This window comes from Micromonospora sp. NPDC047644 (genome assembly GCF_040704315.1).
Classification (GTDB): Bacteria; Actinomycetota; Actinomycetes; order Mycobacteriales; family Micromonosporaceae; genus Micromonospora.
In genome coordinates this window covers 79,166-92,259 of the sequence record NZ_JBEYSY010000009.1, presented here as the reverse complement: position 1 = coordinate 92,259, position 13,094 = coordinate 79,166, and the positions used below count along the sequence as shown (strand labels likewise).

Annotated in this window: 9 protein-coding genes; 3 read left to right on the top strand and 6 right to left on the bottom strand. The window is 71.5% G+C overall.

Annotation, left to right across the window (positions count from 1 at the left end; all coding sequences use genetic code 11):
* Positions 1 to 228 precede the first annotated feature (228 nt).
* Together AB0877_RS16440 and AB0877_RS16435 are read right to left on the bottom strand one after the other, a co-directional pair.
* Entirely contained in the window at positions 229 to 1,521 is a 1,293-nt protein-coding gene (locus AB0877_RS16440) for a cytochrome P450 (RefSeq protein WP_366609526.1), read from the bottom strand.
* Between the two features lie 446 nt (positions 1,522 to 1,967).
* Positions 1,968 to 4,322 (bottom strand): AbfB domain-containing protein, encoded by a 2,355-nt coding sequence (locus tag AB0877_RS16435; protein WP_366609525.1) that lies wholly within the window; start codon positions 4,320 to 4,322, stop codon positions 1,968 to 1,970.
* 257 nt (positions 4,323 to 4,579) lie between these two features.
* Between AB0877_RS16435 and AB0877_RS16430 the strand changes: the two genes are divergently transcribed.
* The 3 genes from AB0877_RS16430 to pdxY all read left to right on the top strand — a co-directional run bounded on the left by AB0877_RS16430 (position 4,580) and on the right by pdxY (position 7,571).
* Positions 4,580 to 5,596, top strand: a complete 1,017-nt coding sequence (locus tag AB0877_RS16430; RefSeq protein ID WP_366609523.1) for a LacI family DNA-binding transcriptional regulator — start codon at positions 4,580 to 4,582, stop codon at positions 5,594 to 5,596.
* Between the two features lie 151 nt (positions 5,597 to 5,747).
* Entirely contained in the window at positions 5,748 to 6,542 is a 795-nt protein-coding gene (locus AB0877_RS16425) for a serine protease (RefSeq protein WP_355010089.1), read from the top strand.
* A gap of 177 nt (positions 6,543 to 6,719) precedes the next feature.
* Positions 6,720 to 7,571, top strand: coding sequence for a pyridoxal kinase PdxY (gene pdxY / locus AB0877_RS16420; protein ID WP_366609522.1), 852 nt, complete (start codon positions 6,720 to 6,722; stop codon positions 7,569 to 7,571).
* Between the two features lie 84 nt (positions 7,572 to 7,655).
* Here pdxY and AB0877_RS16415 read toward each other — a convergent pair whose 3' ends face one another.
* Genes AB0877_RS16415 through AB0877_RS16400 form a run of 4 tightly spaced genes read right to left on the bottom strand, consistent with a single transcriptional unit; the run spans position 7,656 to position 13,047 of the window.
* Positions 7,656 to 7,988, bottom strand: coding sequence for a putative quinol monooxygenase (locus tag AB0877_RS16415; RefSeq protein ID WP_366609521.1), 333 nt, complete (start codon positions 7,986 to 7,988; stop codon positions 7,656 to 7,658).
* Positions 7,989 to 7,997: 9 nt separating this feature from the next.
* Positions 7,998 to 11,243 (bottom strand): DUF87 domain-containing protein, encoded by a 3,246-nt coding sequence (locus AB0877_RS16410; RefSeq protein WP_366609520.1) that lies wholly within the window; start codon positions 11,241 to 11,243, stop codon positions 7,998 to 8,000.
* Entirely contained in the window at positions 11,240 to 11,947 is a 708-nt protein-coding gene (locus AB0877_RS16405) for a hypothetical protein (protein WP_366609519.1), read from the bottom strand. Before AB0877_RS16405 ends, AB0877_RS16410 begins: the two co-directional genes overlap by 4 nt.
* Entirely contained in the window at positions 11,944 to 13,047 is a 1,104-nt protein-coding gene (locus AB0877_RS16400) for a DUF559 domain-containing protein (protein WP_366609517.1), read from the bottom strand. Before AB0877_RS16400 ends, AB0877_RS16405 begins: the two co-directional genes overlap by 4 nt.
* Positions 13,048 to 13,094 lie beyond the last annotated feature (47 nt).

The following is a 13,094-nucleotide window of genomic DNA, read 5'->3' as shown; positions in this document are numbered from 1 at the left end:
ACGCCAGATCGAGATTGGCCGATGAGCCGAACATTCACAGAGGGCAATTCTTAACCCAGGAAGCGATGGGTGTGAAGACGTTCACCGGCATGGATCGTCGCGGAAAGTGGAAAAGGTTCTCGCCGGACCCGGTGCCGGCGCTCGGGTGCGCCGGGTGGAACGGGTCGACGCCGGCCCACCCCACCCTCGATCCGTCCGCAGGTCAGCACCGCTGGGGCCAGTGGGCGCTCAGGCCGCGCGCACTTCGGCCGTCGCGGCGTCCCGTGCCGCCGGCACGTCGGTGGCCGCCGGGACGTCGATTATCGCGAGCAGCGTGCGGTGCGCGCGAAACGCGACATTCGGTTTGTACGACCGATGTTGCTCCGGTGACAACCTCAGCTCGGGAATGGATTCGGCGAGCCGACTGAGGGCGATTGCGGCTTCAAGTCGCGCCAGTCCCGCGCCGATGCAGAAATGTGGACCGTGGCCGAACGACAGGTGATTGCCCACGTCGGTCCGGTGTGGGTCGAACCGGTCCGGGTCATGGAACGTCGCCGCGTCCCGGTTCGCCGCGCCGATCAACAGCAGGCAACGCGCCCCGGCGGGGATCGTCACCGCCCCCACCGTGACGTCGCGGGTGGTCACCCGCAGCCAGCCGTCGATGGCGGGCGCGAAGCGGAGCGTCTCGTCCACGAAGGCGGGGACGAGCTCCGGGTCCGCGGTGATCGCCGACCAGCGCTGGGGAGCGGACAGGGCCTGGTCGAGCGCGTGCGCGAGCAACCCGGCGGTGGTCTCGTGGCCCGCGACCAGGAGGTTGAAGGCAAGGCTCGCTACCTCGGGCACCGTCAGCACGCTGTCGTCGTCGTCCCGGTAGTCCAGGGCGCGGCTGATGAAGTCCTCGCCCCGGTGTCCACTGTCCACCCGCTGGCGGACCAGGTCCTCGCAGTAGTGCCAGAACTCGAGCAGGCCCTGGGCCAGGCGTACCTGCTCGGCCGGGTCCGGCTGCCCCCAGATGAGGGCTATCTGCCCGTCCGCCCAACTCCGGATCCGCCCGATGTCGGCGTCGGGCACCCCGAGGATGTCCAGGACCACCAGCAGGGGAAGCTCGGTCGCGAACTCCGCGATCAGGTCGATCTGGTCGCCCTGGTGGGCGGCGAGACGGGACACCAGCTGGTCGACCCGGCGTCGGACGATCGCGCCGTACTCTGCCTCGACCCGCTCGGCGGTGTTCGCGAAGGTCGCGCGTAGGGCCCGCCGGGTGCGCGGGTGCGCCGGTGGGTCTGCTGCGGCCGTCGTGGGTGGGGCGTCGATCTGCATGATGACGTTCAGCGCCGGTGCAGACACCTCGTAGACCGGGGCGAGGGTGAGGGCGTTGGCGAAAGTCGTGGCGTCGGCGAGGGCCCGTCGGACGTCCGCGTGCCGGCTGATCAGCCACAGGCCCAGATCCTCGGCGTAGTGCACTCCGTCGGGATCGTCGAGAATGCGCCGCCACGTGCTGGCCGGATCGGCGAGATAGACCCCGGTAAACGGATTCAACCGCATGGAAAGCCTCCTGGTACACGCGGCGCGAAACCGGCAGCGCCCCCATTGGCGATCCACTTCAGCCTGGCCGATAATGGTGTGCATCTGCCTCTGGCTCTTTACGGTGCGCTGGCCGGCCGTACAAGTCAAGATTGGTTATCGTCTATTTATTGAGCGACATAATTGCGTGTTGCAACAGCCGGGTGAACCTGGCCGGATGCAAGTTGCGGCTCGGTCCTTGCCCTGAGGCCGACCCGGCCGGGTGGTGCAATCAACTCGCCGCTTTCGCTCATGACCGGGGCAACGACCCCCGCGACGACGAGTGACGCCGGGTCCGGTCGCGCCCGCTGCCGAAGACCCCGGCGCCGACGACATCGGCCGTGCGACACCGTCCACGCCTGGCGGGGGTTCCGGTCCACGCCGGAACCCCCGCCCTACTCTGTGACGGCTCGGTAAGCGCCCAGCGGTCAGGGCGCCCACGGGGAGGCGATGTCCCACGTGCTGTCGGCGGTCCACGACGTCGGCGTGTTGTACGCGTCGCCGCCGGCGCCGTTGCTCAGCCAGACCTCCGCGTTGTAGTGCCGCAGGTACCTGCCTCGGAAGTTGTACGACTCCAGGGACACGCCGGTGCCGGTCAGCCCGGTGCGGGCGCACCAGGTGGCGTCGGCGCGCAGCAGCGCGGAGCCGTCGTCGGGCGAGTTGCGGACCCGGGAGTTCTGGTGGCGCAGGTACTGCCCCGGAAAGTTGACCGACTCGAACGAGAAGCAACCGGCACCGGCCAGACCGGGCCTGATGGTGTACGTCGCGTCGGCCTTGAGCAGGCCGGAGCTCGCGGCGTCGACCACCTCCGTGTAGGCCAGGCTGTCCTGGTGACGCAGGTAGCGGTTGGTGAATCCCGGCGTGGTCACCCGCACCGACCGGCGGGTGTTGACCGGCAGGGCGACGGGTGCCGAACTGCCGATGGTCTTCGAGGCGTTGATCAGGGCGGTGTTGGCGGCGCGTACCCGCGCCTGATCCATTTTGATCACCTGGCGGTCATAGGTGAGGAACCCGTTCAGCTCACCCTCCAGGTCGGTGATCTCGGTGTAGATCGAGGCGCTGAGCCCCTTGCCGAGCATCAGGTTCTGGGTGCCCTGCACCAGCCCCACGTACCGGTCGGTGAGGGCGGTCGAACTGGACTGCCACTCGTAGGCGAAGAAGCTGCCGTTCGGGCTGTACTCGTGGCCCGGCGTGTGCAGGCCCAGGCCGCCGAACTCGCCGAGCACCGCGATCCGGCTGCTCGACGGTACCGGGGAGTCCGGCCCGAGGTAGATGTGCCAGTCGTCGATGTCGCCGTTGCCGGGGTTGCCGAGCGACTGGCAGCAGTTGTGGCCGCTGTGCGGGTTGACCAGACGGGTCGGGTCCTGGTTCTTGATGTTCTGCGCGACCCGCCGGGTGTCGGCGAGGGACCGCTCACCCCAGCCCTCGTTGTAGGGCGTGTACGCGATCACGGCGGGTGAGCTGCGGTGCTCGTCGACGATCTCGCGTGCCTCGGCCTCGAACTGTGCCTGCTGGGCGTCGGTGGGGTCGACGTTCTGCGCGGTCAGCGACGGGATGTCCTGCCAGACCAGCAGGCCGAGTCGGTCGGCGTGGTAGAACCAGCGCTGCGGCTCGACCTTGATGTGCTTGCGCACCATGTTGAAGCCCAGGTCCTTGTGCTTCTGCAGGTCGAAGGCGAGAGCGGCGTCGGTCGGCGCGGTGTAGAGCCCGTCCGGCCAGTAGCCCTGGTCGAGGGTGCCGACCTGGAACACGAACTGGCCGTTGAGCTTGGGGCGCAGCACCCCGTTGACCAGGCCGGTGGTGATCTCCCGCATCCCGAAGTAGTGGGTCGTCCGGTCCACTGTGGCGCCGGCGGCGTTGCGCAGAGTCACCCGGAGGTTGTAGAGGAACGGGTCGTCGGGTGACCAGCGGCGGGCGTTGGGCACCGGCACGCTGAAGTCGGTGAAGCCGCCGGTGGCCGAGCCCGCCACCGTGGTGCCGTTCAGCGCCTCGGCGAGCACGCTGTGGCCGCTCACGTCGCCCCGGGTGAAGACCCGCACCCGCAGGGTGTTGTTGCCCAGGTTGGGGTAGACGTCCACGCTGCTGATCGAGGCGGTGGGCACCGGCTCCAACCACACCGTCTGCCAGATGCCGGAGCTGGGGGTGTAGAAGATCCCACTGGGTGTCTTGGTCTGCTTGCCGATGGCGGGCAGGCTGCCGTTCTGCCGGGTGTCGGTGGGGTCCCAGACCTTGACGACGATCTCGTTCGTCCCGGTGGTGAGCTGGGGCGTCACGTCGAAGGTGAAGGCGTCGTAACCGCCGGTGTGCGCGCCGACGCGGACACCGTTGACCCAGACGGTGCTCTGCCAGTCGACGGCGCCGAAGTGCAGCAGGGTGCGCCGCCCCGACCAGTTCGCCGGGATGGTGACGGTGCGTCGATAGAACAGGTAGTTGCGGTTGTCGTTGGCGGCCCGCTGGATGCCGGACAGCGCGCTCTCCACCGGGAACGGCACGTTGACCCGCTCGGGCAGGTTGGTGCCGAACTGCGGCGCGTCGTCGGTGGTCGACTGGCGTAGCTGCCACTCGCCGTTGAGGTTGAGCCAGTCCGGCCGCGTCATCTGGGGTCGCGGGTACTCGGGCAGTGGGGTGCCGGTCAGGGCCTGGCTGGTCCAGGGGGTGGTCAGTGGTGGCGTCTTGGCCGGTGCGGCGTACGCCGACGAGGTGGGCGCGGTGAGGACACCGGCGATCAGGGTGAGGATGAGCAGCAGTGGCAGGGCGGGGCGGATGGGGACGTGACGTGTCATGCCGTCTCCGAGGGGGGCGAGTCGCCGCGGGCGGTGCAGCCAGGCCCGAAGCGCGTGGGTGGTGGGCGTCGGGTGGTCATTGACGGGGGACGGGCGTCAGCGACGGATGTCGGTGTGATCTTCACGCGCCAAGGGCGACGGAAATATTGACATCCATCATCACCTGTATAACGTTATAGAGCCGCGTCGACCCTCCCGTCAATGCTTGTTCATCACTGTCCGGTCGGCCCGGCCGTCGAATTCGCGAAAGGTTGGGGATGGGCGTCAACCTGAAGGACATCGCCCAGCGCGCCGGTGTCTCGCTGGCCACGGTCTCCAACGTGGTGAACGGGTACCGGCCGGTGGGGGAGCGGACCCGACAACGGGTGCAGCAGGCGATCGACGAACTCGGCTACAGCCCGAACCTCGGCGCCCGGCACCTCCGTCGGGGCCGTACCGGCCTGATCGCCCTTGCTGTCCCGGAACTGACCAACCCGTACTTCGCCGAGCTCGCCGAGATCGCCATCGCCGAGGCCGCCGTGCTCGGCTACACGCTCGTCATGGAGAACACCGCGGCGGACCGGGGAGCGGAGCTGGCGCTCCTCGACGGTTCACGGCAGCGCATCATCGACGGCCTGATCCTCAGCCCGGTGCGCGTCGGCCGGGAGGAGGTGCTGGCCCGGACGGCCGGCAACCCGCTCGTGCTGATCGGCGAGGGCGTCTTCGACGTGCCACACGACCACATCGCCATCGACAACGTCGCCGCCAGCCACGCGGCGATCCGGCACCTCGTGGCGATCGGCCGCCGCCGGATCGCGTTCATCGGGGCCACCCCGGGAGGTGACCGGCAGTCGGCCCACCTGCGGGTCCGGGGTTACCGGGAGGCCCTGGCGGCCGCCGGCCTGCCGTACCGACAACGGCTGGTGGCCCGCACCGACGCGTTCGGCCGGCTCGACGGCATGCGCGCCATGCGTGACCTGCTCGCTCTCGGCGACCCGCCGGACGCGGTGTTCGGTTACAACGACCTGGTCGCCATCGGCGCGTTGCGGGCGCTGGCCGAGGCCGGTCACCGGGTGCCCGAGGACGTCGCGGTGGTCGGAATCGACGACATCGAGGAGGGACGGTTCACTGCCCCGACCCTCACCACGATCGCCCCCGACAAGAGGGAGATCGGCCGTCTCGCGGTGCGCCGCCTCGTCGCCCGCATCGAGGGCGCGCAGGTCGCGGGGCCGCTGACCGTGCAGACACCGTTCCGGCTTCTCCGCCGGGAGAGCACCGGCACGCCGGACCTCTGACCGCCGGTGGCCCGCGCTCCGTGCGAGATCCATACCGCCGGTGGTACGACCCAGAGAGGATGACCCGCTAGATCCATAGACCTCAATATGATGACCGCTATCTCGACTGCGGTGCGCTCACGAGGCGTGCCATCCTGATGCGGAGGAATGCATGGTTCGCTGGCGTACCCTCACTGGCCTGCTGGCCACCGCGTTGGCCGCGGTGACCGCGGCCAGCCTCACCCTCACCGCGCCGGCCGCCGCGGCCGACAGCCCCATGACGCCGAACGTCGTCGGTGGCACCCGCGCCGCGCAGGGCGAGTTCCCGTTCATGGTCCGTCTCTCGATGGGCTGCGGCGGGGCGCTGTACAGCCCCCGGCTGGTGCTCACCGCGGCGCACTGCGTGGGCGCGACCGGCACCAACACCAGCATCACCGCGACGCTCGGGACGGTCGACCTCCAGTCGTCCAGCCGGATCACCGTCCGGTCCAACTACGTCTACCGCGCCCCCGGCTACAACGGCGCCGGCCGCGACTGGGCGCTGATCCGGCTGGCCAGCCCCGTCACCGGACTGAGCACGCTGCCGATCGCCAGCACCACCGCGTACGACAGCGGCACCTTCACCGTGGCCGGCTGGGGCGCCGCGCGCGAGGGCGGCGGCCAGCAGCGGTACCTGCTCAAGGCGACGGTGCCGTTCGTCAGCGACTCCACCTGCAACGCCAACTACGGCGGCGATCTCATCCCCGCCCAGGAGATCTGCGCCGGCTATGCCAGCGGCGGCACGGACACCTGCCAGGGCGACTCGGGCGGCCCGATGTTCCGCCGCGACGCCTCCAACGCCTGGATCCAGGTCGGCATCGTCAGCTGGGGCAACGGCTGCGCCCGGCCCAACTACCCGGGTGTCTACACCCAGGTGAGCTACTTCGCCTCGTCCATCGCCTCGGCCGCGGCGAGCCTCGGCGGCTGACCGTACGACGGGACGGCCACCCAGCGCGGCGGCCGCCCCGCCACCGCTCGGGCGGCCCGGACGGCACGGTCCGGGTCGCCCGTTCGTGGCGTCCCGACGCACGGGCGGCGAGTGGGCCACCCGACAGAAACGGCGGGCCGTCGGTGCGCCTCCGGTCGCAGCGGCGATGATGGGCCGGTGAAGATCCTGTCCATCCAGTCGTCGGTCGCCTACGGCCACGTCGGCAACTCGGCGGCGGCCTTTCCGCTGCAACGCCTCGGGCACGAGGTCTGGCCGGTCCTGACCGTGCACTTCTCCAACCACACCGGCTACGGCGCGTGGCGGGGCCCGCTGCTCCCGGCGACGGACGTGGCCGAGGTGATCGCGGGCATCGAGGACCGTGGGGTCCTCGGCAGCGCCGACGCGGTGCTCTCCGGCTACCAGGGCGACCCGGCCGTGGGCGCGGTGATCCTCGACGCGGTGGCGACGGTGAAGGCGACCAACCCGGCCGCGGTGTACTGCTGCGACCCGGTGATGGGCGACGCCGGCCGCGGCATGTTCGTCCGGCCGGGAATTCCGGAGTACCTACGGGACACCGTCGTGCCCCGTGCGGACATCATCACGCCGAACCACTTCGAGCTGGACTTCCTCGCCGGTCGCACCACGAACTCGCTCGCCGAGGTGCTGGACGCGGTCGACGTGGTGCGGGCGACCGGGCCACGGCACGTCCTGGTCACCAGCGTGCTCCACGGGGACCTGCCCCCGGACTCGCTGGAGGTGGTGGCGGTCTCCGACGAGGGCGCCTGGGCGGTGACCACGCCGCTGCTGCCGATCAACCCCAACGGTGGCGGCGACGTCACCGCGGCGCTGTACCTCGCCCACCTGTGGACGACCGGCTCACCCGCGACCGCGCTGGAACGCACCATCGCCTCCGTCTACGCCGTCCTCGAGGCCACTCTCGCGGCGGGCACCCGGGAGATCCAGCTGATCGCGGCGCAGGACGTGATCGCCGACCCGCCGGCCCGGTTCACCGCCCGCCGGCTGCGCTGACGGCGGATCCCGGACCGGCTGCGCTGACGGCCGGTCCCGGACCGGCTGCGTCGCCGACAGTCGCGGGCCGCTGAGCGGTGGCGGTCAGCGACCCTCGGGAACGGCCATCTCGCCGAGCAGCGACCAGTCCTCCTGCGGCACCGAGGCGTTCACGATCCGCGGGGTCTCGGCCAGGTACGGCGGCAGGGTCTCCTGGGCCGTGCGGAAATGCGCGGACTGCACGTGAGCCCCGCCGGCCTGGTCGTCGCGGAACGCCTCGACCAGCACGTACTCGGTGGGATCGTCGACGCTGCGGGACCAGTCGAACCACAGGCAGCCCGGCTCCGACCGGGTCGCCTCGGTGAACTCGGCGGCGATCTGCGGCCACCGGTCGGCGTGCTCGGCCAGGACCCGGAACTTGGCGGTAATGAAGATCATGGCCCCAGGCTACCCAGCCGGGCGGGCACGGGCGACGACCTCCTCGGGTGTCAACGGCGCCTTCGGGTGGTGTGTCAGGCACAGCGGGGTACGGACCTTCACGAACGAGAACCCCTCCCCGGCGGCATAGAACTCGCCACTGTTGAGCAGGCCGATGTCCGGCAGCCGCCCGCCCTTGGCCTCGGCGAGTTGGCGGGCCGCGTCGATCTGCGCCGGCGCGTTGAGCAGCCCGAAGAACTGCGTCGTCGCGTTGCCGGAGATCTGGTTGTGCAGACCCTTGGGCGCCTGGGTGGCGAAGACCAGCCCGAGCCCGTACTTGCGGGCCTGCGAGGCCAGCGCGATCGAACTGGCGGTGCAGGCGGTGGTGCCGGTCGAGGGCGCGAGCGTCTGCGCCTCGTCCATCACGAACAGCCCACCCAGCGGCCGGTCACCGGCGGGGTGCCGCTTGATCCACGCGAAGAGCGCCATCTGCAACTGGTTGACGAAGCTCTGCCGCTCCTGGTCGGAGGTGAGACCGACGAAGCTGATCACCGAAACCCGGGCCCGTCGCCCCGCCGACGGCGTCAGCAGCAGCCCCGGGTCGGCCGGCGCGCCGACCCCGCCGAAGAGCGGATCGGTGACCATCGCCGCCTTGAGCGCCTCGGCCAACTCCTCGGCGAGCTTCCCGGCGCGGGCCAGCCGACTGACCCCCTCGGGCAGATCGGTGAGGAACTCGGTGAAGCCGGGCAGGCCGACCATCCCGCTGCGCGCGTACGCCTGGAGTGCCTCGGTGAGGACGGCCTTGCCCTGCTGGGCGAGCCGGCCGGAGCGGTCCACGCCCGCCCGCGGCGCGAGTGCCTCCACGGCCGAGCGCACGGCCTGGTCGAACTCGTCGGGCCAGTCCCGCAGGGAGGTGAAGTCGGGCAGCGGCTGGAAGCTCAGCGGCCGACCGGCGGTGACCCGGGGCGTCCACACCACCACCTCGGTGTGTGCGAGGTAGTCGGCGGCGCGTTCGGCGTCGCCGGGGCCCCAGCCGCCCGGCGGGTCGGGCCACGGGTCGCCGAGCCGGGCCAGGTCGTTGTTGGGGTCGAGCACGATCGCGGAGACCCCCTCGCGGGCGCACTCCTCGACCAGCCGGCGGATCAGCACGGTCTTGCCCGAGCCGGACCCGGCGAACACGACGGCGTGGCGACGCAGCGACTCCAGGGCAACCGTGAAGGGATGGGCGCCGTCGACGGTCCGCCCCAGCCCGACCGCGCGAGCGCCCTCGCCGACGACGGGGTCGGCCTGGTCAGCGGGTACGGGCAGCCCGGCCGCCGCACCGGACACATCGGCGGGAGCGTCGGCTTCCGACACCTGCGACGGGTCGGCTTCGGGGCCACCGGACGGTGGCTCGTCGTCGGGCGTCGGCGGCTGGGCACCGCCGCGCGTCCCGTCGGGCCCGGGCAGGACCGCGCGGAACAGGTCGGTGCCGCTGGCCGGGCGGCGGGCCAGCAGCCACTCCTGCAGGGCCGCGGACGGTTCGCCCGCCATCACCCGCAGCGCCGCGAAGACCCGCAGGTCCGCCTCCGACACGGCACACCGCAGGCCGCCGGCCGCGTCGAAGCCGGTCAACACCTCGGTCGTACGCTTCCCGGTCGGCCACGGACCGTTGCGCAGCAGGATCAGCCGCCGTTGTGGCAGGTCCCGGTCCAACCCGGCGAGGGTGCAGGCGGCCTTGACCCGGGCGGTGACGGCGATGGCGTTGGGGTGCGCGATGGCCCGGAAGCACCAGTGCGCCTCGTTCTCGGTGGCCTCGTCGAGCACCTCGATGAGCCGCCCGTGCAGCGCGGGCTTACGGCCGGGCGGCGGATCGTACTTGTAGGTGGCGCCGGTCGGCGCCTGCTCGGCGATCCAGGCGGCGAGGCCGGCCGCGAGCAGCGGCGGCATGTGCTCGTCCTCGCCCGTCGGGTCGACCGCGGTCGACACGTCCGCGGCCTCGACCAGTTCGGCGAACCGTGCGTCCAACTCGTGCAGGCGGCGCTCGTCCGTCGTCGGATCGGTGGAGACGCCACGGACGGCGCTGACGGTCGGCGTCGAGTCGACGCCGTCGATGAGCCGATCCAGCTCGATCACGTCGTCGCGATCACGGCACCAGGCGATGTGGCGGTCCACCCGGCGGAGCAGGGCGCGTGGCGTCAGGGTGGGTGCGTCGGCGAAGGCGGCGGGGGCGATCGGCCAGGTGGGGTGCGGTGGCCCGAAGTACATGCCCGCGTAGGCGGTGGCGAGGCGCTTCGCCACGATGGCCTGCCCGATCTCCGGATTGGGAATCCGGTCCGGCAGGGTCGCCGTACGGAAGCGGTCAGCGACCGGGGTGGGCGCGGCGCGGGTCATCAGCACCCAGGTGTCCGGCAGGCACGAGACGACGACCAGCGTGCGGCGGGTGATGTCGCGGAGCTTGAGCAGGCCATCGGCGATCGGGCCGAGCATCCTGGCCTGGCCGTCCTCCAGACCCTGATGCTGGTTGAGCAGTGAGGTGCTGGTCTGGGCGAACAGCGTGTCGAGCTGGTCCACGGCGATGACCGTGGGGTCCAGGGTCAGGGCCATCAGCCGGGAGATGTCCTGGACGACCTGCTGGGGGGTGCGGATCGCGGCGCTCAACCCCCACGCCGCCCGTGCGGCCGGGTCACCCGGTTCGGAGATCAGGTGGGCGTAGCCGACGTCCTGGGCCTCGAAGTCGATGGCGCCGTGCAGGACGAGCGCCCGAGCGGTGTCCTGGGCGTCCCGCCCGACCTCCCGATCACGCTCGCGAAGCGCCCAGATGAAGGTGTCGAGCTGCGCACGGGTCACCGGTCGGGTGCCGGCGACCGCGTCGCGTACCTCCACCGGTAGGCCGAGCTGGGGGGTGAGTCGACGCAGGAAGGTCTTCAACTGGGTGCCCCAGCCGACGTGGGGGCGGCCCATCCCCTCCACCATGGCCAGGGCCACGCTCTCCCAGAACGTCTTGCCACTGACCATGTCGACCAGGAAGAAGTAGCCGCCGTCGCCCTGGATCCGTTCGCGGACCGCCCCGAGCAGGTGCGTCTTGCCGGCGCCCGCGCGGCCCTGCATGGCCACGCCGAGCGGCATGCTCGTGTCGTCGGTGCGGGCCCGCGCCACCCCGCGCAGGATCTCCGCGGCCACCTTCTCGTGCAGCTCCGGCACGTTGTGTGGGCTGGGTCGCCAGACGTCGTCCGGGGTGACCGCCGGGTTGAGACTGACCGCGTCCAGCGCGACCCGCTGGTCCTCCGAGATCATGCCGGGCCGATCGCCAGGGCGTGGTTGTCCTCGTTCCCGATGCGCACGGCCGCAGCCCGGTCCCGTGCGGTCAGTGACTTGGTGTTCGCCACCGGGATGATGCGGACGTCGTCCTGGCCGACCATCGCCCGCAACGCCGCGTCGAGGGCGGCCCGGTCGGTGTCGGCGAGTCGGTCGCGGACGTCGGCGAGGCCGACCCACGCGCCCGGAGCGGTGGCCAGATCCCGGTACGCCGAGCGGACCAGCGCCTCCACCTCCGCCGGTGCCGCCGGTGCGGCCTTCGCCGCTGTCACAGCGGGGGCCGGTGCTTCGGGTCGTGGCTCGCTGGGGGCGGCCGTCGCCCCGGTCTGCTTGAAGAAGTCCCCGTGGCTGACCCGGAGCCGGTCCAGCGAACGGTGCAGGTTGGACAGAACGACGAAGAGGGAACGGGTCGTCGAGCCACCCGCCTTCGGCGGCGGGGCGGTGTGCAGCTGACGTGCCACCCGCCAGCCCTGCTCGGTCAGCTCGTGGGCGAACGGCCGGTGGGTCCGATCGGTGTCGACCAGGCCCAGGTCGACGAGCTTCGTGTTGTCCTTGCCGGTCAGTGTGAAACCGGCCAGCTCTTTCAGCTCGACGTTGGTGAGTCGGCGTGCCTCGACCATCAGCACCACGAGGGCGTTGATCTGGTTCGGCGTCAGGTGCGGGACGTCCGCCGGGCTCGTCATGATGTCTCATCTCCGTGGGGGTGCGTGCCGCCCGCGCGTCGCCGGGCCAGCAGCCGACGGATCCCGTCGACCACCGCCGGCGCGTCGGTGAGCACCTGCTCGTTGGTGAAGCGGAGCACGTCCAGCCCGAGGAGTTGCAGCTGCACGTCTCTCCGCCGGTCGTTGGCGAAAGCGATTCGCCCACGATGCTCCGGGCCGTCCACCTCGACCGCAAGACCCTCCGTGGGCCAAAACAGATCCAGTCGGTACGCCGTGGCCAGGACGTGCCACTCGTAGGTCTGGTTCCACCGCCGGCCCCGCGCCCAGTCGTGCGGCGCGAGCGCGCGTTCCAACGCCTGTTCGGCGGGGCTGTCACCGCGAGGTACGCCGGCGATCGGCGGCCAGGCCAGCACCGCCGAGTCCGGCTCGGCGGCGGTGACCGGGAAAAGTTCGGTAGCGCCGGTCAGACCGGTGAACCGTGCCGGCACCGGCATCGGCACCGCGCGCACCCGGTCGGCGTGACGCAACGGCCCGCCGGCCAACCACACGGTGAAGCCACCGTGGCGCACGAACCACTCGGCGGCGGCCACCAGCGTCCGCTCGGCGTCGGCGTCCAGGTCCGGCAGGGCCACGACCAGCACGCAGCTCTCCCGGTCGTACGCGCCGGAGATCACCCGGGCGAGCCCGGCCGCGCGTACCCCCGGGGCGAAGCGGGACCGGCTCGCGGGGTGGCGCGGGCCGCGCAGCCCTCGCTCGGCGAGGTCGGCCAGGAACGGGCCGAAGTGCCGGGAGTGGGCGGCGGTACGGGCCGCGAGTGCCCGCACCGCCGCCACCCCGAGCGTGCCCCCACTGTCGAGATGGTCGGCCCCCGTCAGCCAGCGGGGGAACATCGCGAGGGCGACGGTGTCCAGTTGGTCGAGCAAAGTGTCCACGAGGTCACCGAGAGGACCCGTCACCGTGGGCCGGTAGTGCACGATCGCGGGGGCTGCCGGGGGCAACGGGTCGAGCGCCACCCGCAGCAGTTCCGGGTCGATGCCCGGCAGGTGACTGACTCGCCCCATCGGCGGGGCAGCCCACCAGGCCGCGCTGGCGTCGCCGTCGGCCCGGACGGGGTGTGCCATGGCGGCACCCTACGACAGCGACGGGCGCGGCCGGGGACCCTCGGTGG